12 protein-coding genes are annotated in these 14,982 nt (G+C 69.6%); all 12 read right to left on the bottom strand.

All coding sequences use genetic code 11. The features are described 5' to 3' along the window. Nucleotides 1–195 precede the first annotated feature (195 nt). The 12 genes from OG496_RS37630 to thrC all read right to left on the bottom strand — a co-directional run bounded on the left by OG496_RS37630 (nucleotide 196) and on the right by thrC (nucleotide 14,977). Nucleotides 196–1,515 carry an MraY family glycosyltransferase gene (locus OG496_RS37630; protein ID WP_399387241.1) on the bottom strand — a complete coding sequence of 440 codons (1,320 nt, stop codon included), beginning with the start codon at nucleotides 1,513–1,515 and terminating at the stop codon, nucleotides 196–198. Between the two features lie 129 nt (nucleotides 1,516–1,644). Then, a complete protein-coding gene (gene glyA, locus OG496_RS37625; protein ID WP_405974040.1) occupies nucleotides 1,645–2,883 on the bottom strand; it encodes a serine hydroxymethyltransferase in 1,239 nt (412 codons plus the stop codon). Between the two features lie 224 nt (nucleotides 2,884–3,107). Next, entirely contained in the window at nucleotides 3,108–3,776 is a 669-nt protein-coding gene (locus tag OG496_RS37620; protein WP_043683118.1) for a low molecular weight phosphatase family protein, read from the bottom strand. Further along, entirely contained in the window at nucleotides 3,773–4,420 is a 648-nt protein-coding gene (locus OG496_RS37615) for an L-threonylcarbamoyladenylate synthase (protein ID WP_366489895.1), read from the bottom strand. The genes OG496_RS37620 and OG496_RS37615 overlap by 4 nt, the downstream gene beginning before the upstream one ends. 55 nt (nucleotides 4,421–4,475) lie before the next feature. Beyond that, nucleotides 4,476–5,321 (bottom strand): peptide chain release factor N(5)-glutamine methyltransferase, encoded by an 846-nt coding sequence (prmC, locus tag OG496_RS37610; protein WP_362981927.1) that lies wholly within the window; start codon nucleotides 5,319–5,321, stop codon nucleotides 4,476–4,478. Nucleotides 5,322–5,367: 46 nt separating this feature from the next. Then, entirely contained in the window at nucleotides 5,368–6,444 is a 1,077-nt protein-coding gene (gene prfA / locus OG496_RS37605) for a peptide chain release factor 1 (RefSeq protein WP_366489893.1), read from the bottom strand. A 104-nt stretch (nucleotides 6,445–6,548) separates the two neighbouring features. Continuing rightward, nucleotides 6,549–6,773 carry a 50S ribosomal protein L31 gene (gene rpmE, locus OG496_RS37600; RefSeq protein WP_019060712.1) on the bottom strand — a complete coding sequence of 75 codons (225 nt, stop codon included), beginning with the start codon at nucleotides 6,771–6,773 and terminating at the stop codon, nucleotides 6,549–6,551. A 146-nt stretch (nucleotides 6,774–6,919) separates the two neighbouring features. Then, complete coding sequence (locus OG496_RS37595) at nucleotides 6,920–8,056, bottom strand: LCP family protein (protein ID WP_405974039.1); 1,137 nt, start codon at nucleotides 8,054–8,056, stop codon at nucleotides 6,920–6,922. Between the two features lie 218 nt (nucleotides 8,057–8,274). After that, nucleotides 8,275–10,143, bottom strand: a complete 1,869-nt coding sequence (locus tag OG496_RS37590) for a trypsin-like serine protease (protein WP_366489890.1) — start codon at nucleotides 10,141–10,143, stop codon at nucleotides 8,275–8,277. A 150-nt stretch (nucleotides 10,144–10,293) separates the two neighbouring features. Then, entirely contained in the window at nucleotides 10,294–12,357 is a 2,064-nt protein-coding gene (gene rho, locus OG496_RS37585) for a transcription termination factor Rho (protein ID WP_405974038.1), read from the bottom strand. 384 nt (nucleotides 12,358–12,741) lie between these two features. Further along, nucleotides 12,742–13,671, bottom strand: coding sequence for a homoserine kinase (gene thrB, locus OG496_RS37580; protein ID WP_366489887.1), 930 nt, complete (start codon nucleotides 13,669–13,671; stop codon nucleotides 12,742–12,744). 247 nt (nucleotides 13,672–13,918) lie between these two features. Continuing rightward, the gene (thrC, locus tag OG496_RS37575; RefSeq protein WP_033285390.1) at nucleotides 13,919–14,977 is read right to left on the bottom strand and encodes a threonine synthase; all 1,059 of its coding nucleotides are present in this window, start codon (nucleotides 14,975–14,977) and stop codon (nucleotides 13,919–13,921) included. Nucleotides 14,978–14,982: the final 5 nt, after the last annotated feature.

Here is a 14,982-nt window from a genome sequence, read left to right as displayed (position 1 = left end):
CTTCGGCTCTGTCCCGGGTTCTCGTGAACCGTATCACAAACTATTTGATGCGGTCTTTACCTAGAAGGTGTGCTTGCTGTCACACATGAGAGTGACAGTGCGCGTCTGTGCAAAATAGCGGCCAACTTGTCTGGTATGGGGAGGCTTTGTCCTCCCACGAGATGGCAACGCTTTAGTCAGATTCTTACCTTGGCGTCAGCGCGAGGACTCCGCTTTACGTCCGTCAAGAAGGCGTGAACGGGGGCCGACTGCGGTCGCCCCGTTGACTCCTGACACTCCGGTGACAACCGGAGGACGCGGGTCACGGTCTTCCTCCGCCAGTACCACGACAGGGTCAACTCCGGCCCTGCGACGGCGATATCGCGGCGGCACCAGGTGCTCGGCCCAGCGCGGCGCACGCGGGGTGAAGCGCGGCAGCAGGAGCAGCAGCAGCCCGATCGCGCTCAGGAAGACGATGCCGAGGACGATCCACATCGAGGCCGAGTTGACCGAGTAGGACAGCGCCCCGAACGCGATCAGCGCCGACCAGAAGTACATGATCAGCACCGCCCGGCTGTGCGAGTGGCCGATCTCCAGGAGCCGGTGGTGCAGATGGCCGCGGTCCGCGGCGAATGGCGACTGCCCGCGCCAGGTGCGGCGGACGATGGCCAGCACCAGGTCGGCCGCCGGCACCGCGATGATCGTCAGCGGCAGCAGCAGCGGGATGTACACCGGCACCGTCTGGTGCACCGCCGCCTTCTCGGAGCCGACAAACAGCTGCAGCGCGTCCGGGTCGACCTGTCCCGTGATGGAGATCGCACCCGCGGCCAGCACCAGGCCGATCAGCATCGAGCCGGAGTCGCCCATGAAGATCCGCGCGGGGTGCATGTTGTGCGGCAGGAAGCCCAGGCACATGCCCATCAGGATCGCCGAGAAGAGCGTGGCCGGGGCGGCGGCCTCGATGCCGTACGAGTACCAGATCCGGTAGGCGTACAGGAAGAACGCCGCGGCGGCGATGCACACCATGCCGGACGCGAGGCCGTCGAGGCCGTCGACGAAGTTGACCGCGTTGATGGTGATGACGACCAGGGCGACCGTGAGCAGGGTGCCCTGCCACTGGGTCAGCGCCACGTTGCCGATGCCCGGGATGGGCAGCCACAGGATCGTCAGACCCTGCATGACCATCACGCCGGCGGCGATCATCTGGCCGCCCAGCTTGATCAGGGCGTCGATCTCGAACTTGTCGTCCAGGACCCCGATCAGCCAGATCAGGGCCGCTCCGGAGAGCAGGGCGCGCGGCTCGTTCGAGTTCTCGAAGACCTCGCTGAGGTTGGTCAGGTGGTCGGCGACCAGCAGACCGGCGCACAGGCCGAAGAACATGGCGATACCGCCGAGCCGCGGAGTGGGTTCCCGGTGCACGTCACGGGCCCTGATCTCCGGCATCGCCCCGGCCACGATCGCGAACTTCCGCACCGGCCCGGTCAGCAGATACGTCACCGCGGCCGTCACGCAGAGCGTCAGCAGGTATTCACGCACAGGCTTCCCCACAGGTCTCGCTGGCCATCACAGCCCCACACCCTAGCGAGGGACGCATATGGTTGGGGACTTCCGGGTAGCGACGATGGTTGCACGTGTGGCTGTGTACCTGGGTGCGGGTACCCCCGTTCAGCCCGGATACGGCAGGAATCCACCCACAAGATCCCGCACTTCGTCACGGGCCCGCCGGGCGTCGACCCGCCCGCGCAGCACCCCGGCCATCAGCGCCGCGATCCCCGCCATCTCGCCCTCCCCCATGCCCTGCGTGGTCACCGCGGCGGTACCCAGCCGCAGCCCGCGCGAGTCGCCGTGCGGGAGTGCGCAGCAGTCCAACACCATTCCGGCGGCGGCGAGTTGACCGCGTGCGGCACGTCCGTCGACGCCGAGGGGCAGCGGGTCGGCGGTGATGAGATGGGTGTCGGTACCGCCCGTCGTGACGACCAACCCCTCCGCCGCCAGCCCCGCCGCGAGCACCCGGGCGTTGGCGACCACCTGATGGGCGTACGCCGTGAAGGCCGGCGTCGCCGCCTCGCCGAACGCGACGGCCTTCGCCGCGATGGTGTGCATCTGCGCGCCACCCTGCGTGAACGGAAAAACGGCCCGGTCCACCCGCTCGGCCAGCTCGCTCCGGCACAGCAGCATCCCGCCGCGCGGCCCGCGCAGCACCTTGTGCGTGGTCGCGCAGACGACATCGGCGTACGGCACCGGGTTCGGCGCCGCTCCCCCGGCGACGAGGCCGATGGGATGCGCGGCGTCGGCGATGAGATAGGCGCCCACCTCGTCGGCGACCTCGCGGAAGAAGGCGTAGTCGATGTGCCGGGGGTAGGCGATGGACCCGCACACGATCGCCTTGGGCCGATGCGTACGGGCGAGGGAACGCACCTGCTGGTAGTCGATGAGCCCGGTCTCGGCATCGACCCGGTATCCCACGAAGTCGAACCACCGCCCGGAGAAGTTCGCGGGCGACCCGTGCGTGAGATGCCCGCCGTACGGCAGCCCCAGCGCCAGGACGGTGTCACCGGGCCGCAGCAGCGCGGCATAGGCGGCCAGCACGGCCGAAGAACCGGAGTGCGCCTGCACGTTGGCGTGCTCGGCCCCGAACAACGCCTTCGCCCGGTCCACGGCGACGCGCTCGGCGACGTCGACGATCTCGCAGCCGCCGTGGTGGCGGGCGCCGGGATATCCCTCGGCGTACTTGTTGGCGAGCGGGGAGCCGAGCGCGGCCAGCACGGCGGGCGAGGTGAAGTTCTCGGCGGCGATGAGCTGGAGCGTCGTCGACTGCCGTTCGAGCTCCCCGAGCAGGATCTCGGCCAGCTCGGGGTCCTGACGGCGCAGGACATCGGCCTCAAGGACAGGGATGACCGACATGGCAGGCTCCGGGGCGTCGACGGTGACGTACGTCCAATGTAGGCCCGGGACGGGTGGGGCGCGCGGGCGTTGCTACGTCTTCGCGGGTACGCCGGTGAGGGCGGTGACCACGGGGTCGATCGCCTGGTTCAGCCACATCGGCCGCGCCGCGGCGGGCGTCGCCGGCTCCGCTCCCGTCGGATCAAGTCCGCGCGGGCGCACCCGTGAGCGCCGTGACCGCCGGATCAAGTCCGTGCAGGTACGCCCGTCAGCGCCGTGACCACCGGATCGATCGCCTGGTTTATCTCGTCGCCGATGGAGCGGAAGAACGGGAGCGGGGCGCCGTACGGGTCGAAGACCTCGTCCGCTTCCGCCGTGGGGGCCAGGAGCCAGCCTCGTAGGGCCGCTGCCGCGCGGACCAGGGCGCGGGCTCGGGCCACCATGCCGTCCTCCAGGGGTGGCAGGGTCGCGGGGTCTATCGCCTTCACCAGGCGGGTGAACTCCTTGAGGGTGAAGGTGCGCAGGCCCGCCGAGTGACCCATCGAGATGACCTGGGCCCGGTGGTCCCGGGTGGCCGTCAGCACCAGGTCGGCGCGGATCACGTGGTCGTCGAGCAGCTCGCGGCCGGTGAACCCGGAGGGGTCCGCGCCGAAGTCGGTGAGGACGGTCGCCGCGTTGGTCTCCATGGGCGCGCCCTCATGGCCCCACGTGCCGGCGCTCTCCACGATCAGCCCGCCCCACAGCGGGTCGCCGAGCCGGTCCGCCAGGGCATGACGGGTCAGCCGCTCGGTGATCGGCGAGCGGCACACGTTGCCGGTGCTGACGTGGAGGATGCGGAAGCTGTCCATGGGAAGCCCGAAGGTCCCCGTCACTTCCCCGTTGCCTATGCCACGCCCCGCGTCAGGGGCTGTCAATTCGCCACCTCAAGGTCGGGGACGACCTTCCGCAGCTCCTCGGCCGAGATCGCGCCCGCGCGCAGCAGCAGCGGCACCTCGCGCGTGACGTCGACGATCGACGACGGCACGTTGCCGGGCGTCGGACCGCCGTCGAGGTACACGGAGACCGAGTCGCCGAGCATCCCCTGGGCCGCGTCGCAGTCCTCGGGCGCGGGGTGCCCGGTGAGGTTGGCCGAGGAGACCGCCATCGGGCCGACCTCCGTCAGCAGCTCGATGGCGACGGGGTGCAGCGGCATCCGTACGGCGACCGTGCCCCGGGTGTCCCCCAGGTCCCACTGCAGGGACGGCTGGTGCTTGGCGACCAGCGTGAGGGCGCCCGGCCAGAACGCGTCGACGAGTTCCCAGGCCAGCTCGGAGAAGTCCGTGACGAGGCCGTGCAGCGTGTTCGGGGAGCCGATGAGGACGGGCGTGGGCATGTTGCGGCCCCTGCCCTTGGCGTCCAGGAGATCGGCGACGGCCTCCGAGGAGAACGCGTCGGCCCCGATGCCGTAGACCGTGTCGGTCGGCAGGACCACGAGTTCGCCCCGGCGGACGGCGGACGCGGCCTCGCGCAGACCCGTCGTGCGGTCGGTCGCGTCATTGGTGTCGTATCGCCGTGCCATGTCTAGCGGGCCTCCTCGTACACGTACTGCTGCGGGTCGAAAGTCGGGGCGCAGGTCACGGCGTCGCCCGGCGGGCGGTCGCGAAGCGCGGGCGGTTGTTGAGGTCGGGGTGGTCGGCCGCGTCGGCCCAGCCACGCTCCTCGGTGAAGATCCACGGCACCTGGCCGCCCTGGGTGTCGGCGTGCTCGATGACGACGACACCTCCGGGACGGAGAAGTCGGTGCGCGGTGCGCTCGATGCCGCGGATCAGGTCGAGGCCGTCCTCCCCCGAGAACAGGGCGAGTTCGGGGTCGTAGTCCCGCGCCTCGGGAGCGACGTACTCCCACTCCGTGAGCGGGATGTACGGCGGGTTGGAGATGACCAGGTCGACATGGCCGTCGAGGTCGGGGAAGGCGTCCAGGGCGTTGCCCTGCCGCAGGTCGACCCGGGAGCCGTCCATGTTCTTGCGGGTCCACTGGAGGGCGTCCTCGGACAGCTCCACGGCGTGCACCCGGGAGCGCGGGACCTCCTGCGCGAGGGCGAGCGCGATGGCGCCGGAGCCGGTGCAGAGGTCCACGATCAGCGGCTCTACGACGTCCATCGCGCGGACCGCGTCTATGGCCCAGCCGACGACCGACTCGGTCTCGGGGCGCGGCACGAACACCCCTGGCCCGACCTGGAGTTCCAGGTACCGGAAGAAGGCGCGGCCGGTGATGTGCTGGAGCGGCTCACGCTGCTCGCGCCGGGCGATGGTCTCCCAGTAGCGGGCGTCGAAGTCCACGTCCTTCACGGAGTGCAGCTCGCCCCGCTTCACACCGTGCACGAACGCGGCGAGCTCCTCCGCGTCGTTGCGCGGCGAGGGCACGCCGGCGTCGGCCAGCCGCTGGGTGGCCTGGGCCACCTCTGCTAGCAGCAGGTTCACGCAAGTCCTCCGTGTCGTACTCGTCCGTGCCGAACCGTGCCGTGCCTTACGCCGCCGCGAGCTTGGCGGCCGAGTCCGCGTCCACGCAAGCCTGGATCATCGCGTCGAGGTCGCCGTCCAGGACCTGGTCGAGGTTGTACGCCTTGAATCCGACGCGGTGGTCCGAGATGCGGTTCTCCGGGAAGTTGTACGTACGGATCTTCTCGGAGCGGTCGACCGTGCGGACCTGGCTGCGGCGGGCGTCGGCGGCGTTCCGCTCCGCCTCCTCCTGCGCCGCGGCGAGCAGCCTGGAGCGCAGGATACGCAGTGCCTGCTCCTTGTTCTGCAGCTGGCTCTTCTCGTTCTGGCAGGAAGCGACGACTCCGGTCGGAATGTGCGTGATGCGCACCGCGGAGTCGGTCGTGTTGACGGACTGCCCGCCGGGCCCTGAGGAGCGGTAGACGTCGATGCGGAGGTCGTTCGGGTTGATCTCGACGTCGACCTCCTCCGCCTCGGGGGTGACGAGCACACCGGCGGCGGAGGTGTGGATACGGCCCGCGGACTCGGTCGCGGGCACGCGCTGCACGCGGTGCACCCCGCCCTCGTACTTCAGGCGGGCCCAGACACCCTGGCCGGGCTCGGTCGCGCCGTTGCCGCCCTTGGTCTTCACGGCGACCTGGACGTCCTTGTAGCCGCCCAGCTCGGACTCGGTGGCGTCGATGATCTCGGTCTTCCAGCCGACGCGCTCCGCGTACCGCAGGTACATGCGCAGCAGGTCACCGGCGAACAGGGCGGACTCGTCGCCGCCGGCGCCCGCCTTGACCTCAAGGATCACGTCCTTGTCGTCGTTGGGGTCACGCGGCACGAGGAGCAGCCGCAGCTTCTCCGTGATCTCCTCGCGCTGCTTCTCCAGGTCCTTGACCTCGGCCGCGAACTCCGGGTCGTCGGCGCCGAGTTCACGCGCGGTCTCGATGTCGTCGCCGGTCTGCTTCCAGGAGCGGTACGTGGCGACGATCGGGGTGAGCTCGGCGTAGCGCTTGTTCAGCTTGCGCGCGTTGGCCTGGTCGGCGTGGACCGACGGGTCGGCGAGCTTCGTCTCAAGGTCGGCGTGCTCGCCGATGAGGTCCTCGACAGCCTCGAACATCTTGGGCTCCTGAAATGCGTACGGAAGGGAAGGCGGGCGACCAAAAACGCCGGTCCCGGCACGCCTGTGGAGGGCGTGGCCGTGGACCGGCGAAATGGAGCTCGCTACTTCGTGGAGCCGGCAGCAGCCTTGCCGAAGCGGGCCTCGAAGCGGGCCACGCGGCCACCGGTGTCGAGGATCTTCTGCTTGCCCGTGTAGAACGGGTGGCACTCGGAGCAGACCTCGGCGCGGATGTTGCCGCTCGTGATCGTGCTGCGGGTGGTGAACGACGCGCCACAGGTGCAGCTGACCTGGGTCTCGACGTACTCGGGGTGGATCTCGCGCTTCAAGGTGTCTCCTAGTTTCGGGAGGGCGCCGGGTCGCTGCCGCGGATGCGGTCGCGTGAACCGGGGCCGACTGTCCAGTCTGCCAGCACTGGAGCCATCCCCCAAAACCGGGTCCGTCTGTGATCTATTCCCCGCGGGCGGGTTGCGCCTCAACCGGCTGTCACGACGCCCTTGGCTTCGCCTGTCGCCGTGCCCTTGGTGGCCGCCGCCGGGATCGGCTGGTCGTTCTTCAAGGCGTTCCAGACCAGCTGGGCCTTCGACTTCTCCACGATCACCCGGTTCGGGTTGGCCGGGTCGTACTCGACCGGCATCGTGACCATGTTCATGTGTGAGGAGCTGATGCCCTTGAGGCCGTTGGCGAAGGACGTGAGGGAGTTCACCGAGCCCAGGTCGGAGTCGGTGGTGACGGCCTTCGTGGCGGTGTTGGCGAGGTCGTAGAGCTTCGTCGGGCTGGTGAGGACGCCGATGTGCTTGACCTGGTTGACCAGGGCCTTGATGAAGGCCTGCTGGAGCTGGATACGGCCGAGGTCGGAGCCGTCGCCGACGCCGTGCCGGGTGCGGACCAGGCCGAGGGCCTGTTGGCCGTTCAGCGTGTGGGTGCCGGCCTTGAGGTCGAGGTGGCTCTGGGGGTCCTTGATGGCCTTGGTCGTGGTGACCGGGACGCCGCCGAGTTCGTCGATGAGCTTCTCGAAGCCGGCGAAGTCGACCTCCAGGTAGTGGTCCATGCGCAGCCCGGTGACGGACTCGACGGTCTTCACCGTGCAGGCGGCGCCGCCCGTGGAGTACGCCTCGTTGAACATCACGCCGGACGCCGCGTCGTGGGTGACGCCCTTGGTGTCGGTGCACTCGGGGCGGTCGACGAGGGTGTCGCGCGGGATGGACACCACGCTGGCCTTCTTGTGGCCCTTGTAGACGTGCACGATCATCGCGGTGTCGGAGCGGGCGCTGCCGTCGTCGGTGCCGCCGCCCAGCTTCTTGTTCGTGCCGGAGCGGCTGTCCGAGCCCAGGACCAGGATGTTCTCCGAGCCGTTGTCGACCTTGACCGGCCGGTCGGTGCCGAGGGCCTGGTTGATGTCGACGCTCTTGATGTTGCCGTTGAGCTTGAAGTACACGTACCCGGCGCCGGTGCCGCCCAGCACGACGACACCGGCCGCGACCCAGGCCGTGATCAGCAGGGCCTTGTGACGCGGACTGCGGTCCTTCTTACGGCCTCCGGCGCGGTGGCGCGGGCCGTCGCTGCCGTCCTTGCCCGGTATGGCGGGCTCCGGCGTGCTCTCGGCGGACATGGGCTCCTCGCATCTCGTTCCGGTCGGGTACCCCCTGCTTTCAGGGCTCAGGCCTGGTCGAAGCGACCGATAGCGCTCATTCCTCGCTCCATGGTCACTCCACCAGGTCAGACAGGGAAACTCGGGAAAGGGTTGCACAACGCAGAGTGCCCATCGCGTACGGCGATGGGCACTCTGCGTAGTCGCGTCAGCGGGTTATGCCCCGCTCACCTGCGATTTCAGCCGAAGATGTCGTACTGCTGGAAACCGGTGCCGAGCGACTTCGGTGTGCCGAAGATCTCGCTCGTGGCCTTGCCGGTGCCCGGGTAGAGGTACAGCGTGTTGCTCGCGTTGCGGATCAGGAGGTCCGCCTTGCCGTCGCCGGTGAAGTCACCGACGGCGTCGAACGCGTTGTAGCTGCCCCAGGTGCGCACCTTCACGCGGGCCGCGAACGCGCCCGTGCCGGACTTGCCGGCACCCTTGTACAGGTAGACGACGCCGGTGCTCTTGTTGCGGGCGAGCAGGTCGGCCTTGCCGTCACCGTTGAAGTCGCCGTGACCGACCAGCGTGTTGTACTGGCTCCAGCCCCCGCCGACCCGCGACGGCGAGCCGAAGGTGCCGTTGCCCTTGCCCGGATAGATCCACAGCACGCCGGCGCTGTCGACCGAGACCAGGTCGGGCAGGTAGTCGCCGGTGACATCGCCGGGGGCGATGATCCGGGTGCGGGTCTTCCAGTTGGCGAAGATCTTCGTGCTGACCCAACTGCCGTCGTCCCGCGCGCTGTTGAGCTGGAAGTGGTCCCAGTAGACCGCGCCGGCGGTGGTCCGGTAGATCCAGTCCTGGTAGCCGTCCCGGTTCAGGTCGGCCGTCCGGACCAGGTTGACGCCGCCCCAGTCGCCCAGGGACACGCGCGTGGCCAGCGAGGTGCCCTTGGAGTCCAGCTCGTAGCCCACCTTGTTGGAGGACTTGCGGGCGTAGACGTCGGCCTTGTTGTCGGTGTAGCTCAGGTTGCCGTCGTCGACCTGCGCGTAGGCCGCGCCGGCGTAGGCGCTGACCTTGGTGAAGACGCCGTAGGTGCCCTCGACGACGCAGTCGTTGACGGTGGTGGCGTCACCGTCGTCGCCGCTCCAGGAGACGACACCGACGATCCGGCCGCCGACGACCAGCGGGCCGCCGGAGTCGCCGTTGCAGATCGCCGTCGTACCGGTGTCGCTGCCGGTGGCGGGCGTGCCCGCGCAGACCATGTGGGCCTTGATGACGAGGCTGCCGTACGCGCCGACGCAGGTGGCGTCCGACTGGATCGGCAGCGTGGCCGTCTTCAGCGTCTCGGAGATGTCCTCGGTCTGGGAGCTGGTACGGCCCCAGCCGTAGACCGTGGCGGTCTTGGCGGGCGTGCCCGTGTACGACGCCGTGTCGCCGTTCGTCGTCATCCGGATCGGGGTCGCCTTGACGGGGGCCGCCAGGGTGAGGACCGCGATGTCGTTGTCGATCGTCGTCGCGCTGTACGACGGGTGGGTCCACTGACGCAGGACCGCGGTGGCCTGGCCGCCGTGCAGGTCGGTGGTGGTGGTGCCGTCGGCGTCCGTCGTGCTGGTCGGCAGCACGGTGGCGCTGGTGACGACGGCGCCGTACTTGGCCCAGTTGTAGGCCTTGCCGTGCTCGTCCTTGGTGCAGTGCCCGGCCGTCAGGATCTTCGACGGCGAGATGACCGAGCCACCGCAGAAGAAGCCGATGTCGTCGGCCTCGGTGGTGGTGCCCTTGTCGTCGTAGTACCAGAGCTGCGCCATGAACGGCGCGGTGTTGATGGTGGTCGTCGTGCCACCGATGATCTTCGGGCTGACGGCCGTGCCGGTGGTGCTCGCGCTCAGGGACGCCTTCTTGGTCGTCTCCCCGGCGATGTCGTCACCGGCCTCGGCGCCCGCGACGCGCTTCTTCAGCGTGGCGAGCGACGTCGTGCTCACGGCAGGCTTCACGGTCGGCGTCGGCAGCGCGGTGGCCGCACCGGCGGACGTCGTCATCAGCGCGGCGGCCACGGCGGCGGCGACACCGGCCGCGGCGACAGGCAGGCCGAAACGTATCCGGCGTCTGTGCCGACCGGCCCCAGGCATGGGCGTACCCATTCAAGTCCCCCCTCGGGATCAGAAGTTCGGACGATCGTCGAAAACAAGTCCGAAGGGCGCGATCGTACAGCGAGCCACTGACAACGCAGAGGGCCGCCCCCTTAACAGGGGGCGGCCCTCTGATAACGCCGACTTGCCTCAGTCGCCGTTTCCAGGAGTCGTCTTCTGGATCTGAAGCAGGAACTCCGCGTTCGACTTCGTCTGCTTCATTTTGTCGAGGAGCAGCTCGATCGCCTGCTGCTGGTCGAGCGCGTGCAGCACCCGGCGGAGCTTCCAGGTGACGGCCAGCTCGTCGCTGCCGAGCAGGATCTCTTCCTTACGGGTACCGGACGCGTCGACGTCCACCGCGGGGAAGATGCGCTTGTCGGCGAGCTTCCGGTCGAGCTTGAGCTCGGCGTTGCCGGTGCCCTTGAACTCCTCGAAGATGACCTCGTCCATGCGCGAGCCGGTGTCGACGAGCGCGGTGGCGAGGATGGTCAGCGAACCGCCGTCCTCGATGTTGCGCGCGGCACCGAAGAAGCGCTTGGGCGGGTACAGCGCCGTGGAGTCGACACCACCGGAGAGGATGCGGCCGGAGGCGGGCGCCGCGAGGTTGTACGCACGGCCCAGGCGCGTGATCGAGTCGAGCAGCACGACGACGTCGTGGCCCAGCTCCACCAGCCGCTTGGCGCGCTCGATGGCGAGCTCGGCGACCGTGGTGTGGTCCTCGGCGGGACGGTCGAAGGTCGAGGAGATGACCTCGCCCTTCACCGACCGCTGCATGTCGGTGACCTCTTCCGGACGCTCGTCGACCAGGACGACCATCAGGTGGCACTCGGGGTTGTTGTGCGTGATCGCGTTGGCGATCGCCTGCATGATCATGGTCTTGCCGGTCTTCGGCGGGGCCACGATCAGACCGCGCTGGCCCTTACCGATCGGCGCGACGAGGTCGATGATGCGGGTCGTCAGCACACCCGGGTCGGTCTCCAGACGGAGCCGGTCCTGCGGGTAGAGAGGCGTCAGCTTGTTGAACTCCGGTCGCCCGCGCCCGGATTCGGCCGCCATGCCGTTCGCCGAGTCGAGGCGGACCAGCGCGTTGAACTTCTCGCGGCGCTCGCCGTCCTTGGGCTGGCGGACCGCACCCGTGACGTGGTCGCCCTTGCGCAGACCGTTCTTACGGACCTGGGCGAGGGACACGTACACGTCGTTCGGGCCCGGCAGGTAGCCCGACGTACGGATGAACGCGTAGTTGTCGAGGATGTCGAGGATGCCCGCGACGGGGATCAGGACATCGTCGTCGGCGACCTGCGGCTCGCCGGCGGCGGCGCCACCGAACTCGTCGCGTCCGCGACGGCCACGGCGGTCCCGGTACCGGCCGCGACGGCCGCGACGGCCGCCCTCGAAGTCGTCGTCGTCCTGCGGGCCGTTGTCGCGCTGCTGCCGGTCCTGACGGTCCTGGCGGCCACCGCTCTGCTGCTGACGGTCCTGCTGCTGACCGCCCTGCTGGCGGTCCGGACGGCCGCCGCTCTGCTGCTGGCCGCCGCCCTGCTGCTCGTTGTCCTTGCGGCGGTCGCCGCGGTCACGGTCCTGGCGGTCCTGACGGCCACCGCGGTCGCGACGGTCCCGGCGGCCCTGACGGCCGTCGTCACCGGCGTCGCCCTGCGCGGCGGCGGGCGTCTCGGCCTTCGGCTCGCTCTTCACCTCGGCGACAATCGTCTCGGGACTGCCGGCCTCGGCGGTCGCACGGCGACGACGACGCTCGACCGGCGCGTCGTCTCCCCCACTCTCGGCTTCGCTCGAGCGGGAGGGGCCCCCAGCGGGCTGGCCGGGGATCTCGATCTGCTGCTGGGCCACGGCCTTCTCGGCGGCGACCTTCTCGGCCTTCTGCTCGGCCGGGGCGGCCGCCTCGTCGCCCGTACGGGTCTTGGAGGTGGCGCGGCGCTTCGGCTTGGTCTCGGTGGCGGTCTCGGCCTTGGCCGGAGCACCTCCGCCCGCCTGCGCGTCCTTGATGACCTCGATCAGCTGGCTCTTGCGCATCCGCGCGGTGCCCCTGATGCCGAGGCCGGATGCGACCTGCTGCAGCTCGGCCAGCACCATGCCGTCGAGGCCGGTACCGCGGCGCCGCCGGGAGCCGGCACCGGTGGCAGGCGCGGAGGCGTCCGTGGCGGGCGCGGCAGCGGTCTCCTCGACACGCGCGCCCATCAGATCGGTGGTGTCGCTCACGAAGGGTCCTTCCCTGGAGCGGACGTCGGCCTGTCTGGCTCGGCGACCGGTTGTGCTGTCCGGCTTCGGTTCTTGCTGTGTGAACCGTGCCGGGGCGGTGGTCCGCCTAAGCGGCGGAAGAGATTGCTGGTGACGGCGCTTCCCGAAGCAGTGGCACCGAGTGTCTGTGTCACGTGGCTTGGTCGCACCAATTCCGGAGCGTGCCCGGCGAACCGCTCTGTGCCCCTACAGAACACGGTGCGGCTTGGGAGGCTCCCGGAAGAATGTCTGTCCCTGACGGGGACAACAAGCACCTCGCCATGGTGGGGTCGGGTGCAGACTTGAGATTAACACTACCGGATCCAACAAACATTCCCCCTCTCGAAATCCGGCGACGGTACGTAGTCAATGGGCGCTGGGGGCCGCGAGCGGAAGTACACACGCGCCCTGTGCGTCGAGATCCAGCCGGTTGGCGGCCCAGCCCTCACCGGCGAGGTGGGACACCTTGTCGGCGTTGTCGGCGTCGACAAGTGCCAACACGGTGGGCCCGGCACCGGAGATGACGGCCGGAACCCCGTCCGCCCTCAACCGGTCGACGAGCGCGGCGCTTTCGGGCATCGCCGGAGCGCGGTACTCCTGGTGCAGGCGGTCCTCGGTGGCGGGCAGCAGCAGCTCGGGGCGCCGGGTGAGGGCCTCGACGAGCAGTGCGGCGCGGCCCGCGTTGGCGGCGGCGTCGACGTGCGGGACGCTGCGCGGGAGCAGGCCGCGCGCGGTCTCGGTGAGCACCGGTTTCCCGGGGACGAAAACCACCGGAACGATGGAGTCGGCGGGGTCCATCCTGATCGCCCGCGCGGCTCCGCCGTCCATCCAGGAGAGCGTGAAGCCGCCCAGCAGACAGGCCGCCACGTTGTCGGGGTGGCCCTCGATCTCGGTGGCGAGTTCCAGCAGCGCCGTGTCGTCGAGCCGGGAGTCCCCGCCTATGGTCACGGCGCGCGCGGCGACGATGCCGGCGCAGATGGCGGCGGAGGAGGAGCCCAGGCCGCGGCCGTGCGGAATGCGGTTGGCGCACACGATCTCCAGGCCGCGCGGCTGTCCGCCGAGCAGGTCGAAGGCGGTGCGCAGGGACCGTACGAGGAGGTGGTTCTCGTCGCGTGGGAGGGTCTCGCTGCCCTCGCCCGCGATGTCGATGAGCAGCCCGGAGTCGGCGACACGGACGACGACGTCGTCGTAGAGCCCCAGCGAGAGGCCGAAGGCGTCGAAGCCCGGGCCGAGGTTGGCGCTGGTGGCGGGGACGCGCACCCGGACGGCGGCGGCGCGGAAGGCTGGACCGGCCATCGCTCGATGACTCTCCTTGAGCTGCGTGACTGTCGAAGACATTCGATGAGATTCGATAGGTACGTGAAGACCCTCGGGCCGTGGAGACGGCGCGGTGCCGAGCCATGCGCGCAGGCATATGCGGCGGGCGGGTTCGGTACAGCCTATCGAAGGAAGGTTCTGTGGCGACATAGGGCGCACAGGAGGCGCACGATGCGTGTCGTAAGCCCCCTGTGCACCCCCCGTGGCGAATACCCGCCAGGCGGCTTTACGCCAGACCGAGGCGCTCGGCGGCCGTCGGCGCGTCGACCGGGATCGTGACCGGCTGCGGGGCGCCCGCGACGGCCCAGTCGGGGTCCTTGAGGCCGTTTCCGGTCACCGTGCAGACGATGGTCTGGCCCGGGTCGACCTTGCCCTGCTCGGCCGCCTTCAGCAGACCGGCGACGGAAGCGGCCGACGCGGGCTCGACGAAAACGCCCTCCTGAGCGGCCAACAGCCGGTAGGCGCGCAGGATCTCACGGTCCGTCACCTCGTCGATGAACCCGCCGGACTCGTCCCGCGCGTCCAGCGCGAACTGCCAGGACGCGGGGTTGCCGATGCGGATCGCGGTGGCGATCGTCGAGGGGTCCTTGACGATCTCGCCGCGCACGATGGGCGCGGACCCGGACGCCTGGAAGCCCCACATGCGCGGGGACTTGGCGGCGATGCCGTCGCCGGCGTACTCCTTGTAGCCCTTCCAGTACGCGGTGATGTTGCCCGCGTTGCCCACCGGCAGGACGTGGATGTCGGGTGCGTCGCCGAGCATGTCGACGATCTCGAAGGCGGCCGTCTTCTGGCCCTCGATGCGCACCGGGTTGACCGAATTCACCAGCGCCACAGGGTAGTTGTCGCTCAGCTCGCGGGCGAGGGTGAGGCAGTCGTCGAAGTTTCCGTCGACCTGGAGGATCTTCGCACCGTGCACGAGGGCCTGGCCCATCTTGCCGAGCGCGATCTTGCCGCGCGGCACGAGGACGGCGCAGACCATCCCGGCGCGTACGGCGTAGGCGGCGGCGGAGGCCGACGTGTTGCCGGTGGAGGCGCAGATGACGGCCTGCGCGCCCTCCTCCTTGGCCCGCGTGATGGCCATGGTCATACCGCGGTCCTTGAAGGACCCGGTGGGGTTGGCACCCTCCACCTTGAGGTGGACCTCGCAGCCGGTGCGCTCGGAGAGCACCTGCGCGGGCACGAGGGGCGTGCCGCCCTCGCGGAGGGAGACGACCGGCGTGCTGTCGGACACCGGAAGCCGGTCCCGGTACTCCTCGATGATTCCGCGCCACTGGTGGGTCATTGCTG

The sequence above is a fragment of the Streptomyces sp. NBC_00988 genome (assembly GCF_045162645.1).
GTDB lineage: Bacteria > Actinomycetota > Actinomycetes > Streptomycetales > Streptomycetaceae > Streptomyces.
The sequence above is the reverse complement of the archived record's forward strand: the minus strand, read 5'-3'. Positions and strand labels throughout refer to the sequence as shown.

What these genes read in the sequence shown, in the direction of transcription:
- glyA (WP_405974040.1), bottom strand. Translation starts at nt 2,883, where the DNA reads ATGTCGGTCATCCCTGTCCTTGAGGCCGATGTCCTGCGCCGTCAGGAC.
- OG496_RS37615 (WP_366489895.1), bottom strand. Translation starts at nt 4,420, where the DNA reads ATGGCACGGCGATACGACACCAATGACGCGACCGACCGCACGACGGGT.
- prfA (WP_366489893.1), bottom strand. Translation starts at nt 6,444, where the DNA reads ATGTTCGAGGCTGTCGAGGACCTCATCGGCGAGCACGCCGACCTTGAG.
- OG496_RS37595 (WP_405974039.1), bottom strand. Translation starts at nt 8,056, where the DNA reads ATGTCCGCCGAGAGCACGCCGGAGCCCGCCATACCGGGCAAGGACGGC.
- OG496_RS37590 (WP_366489890.1), bottom strand. Translation starts at nt 10,143, where the DNA reads ATGCCTGGGGCCGGTCGGCACAGACGCCGGATACGTTTCGGCCTGCCT.
- thrB (WP_366489887.1), bottom strand. Translation starts at nt 13,671, where the DNA reads ATGGCCGGTCCAGCCTTCCGCGCCGCCGCCGTCCGGGTGCGCGTCCCC.
- thrC (WP_033285390.1), bottom strand. Translation starts at nt 14,977, where the DNA reads ATGACCCACCAGTGGCGCGGAATCATCGAGGAGTACCGGGACCGGCTT.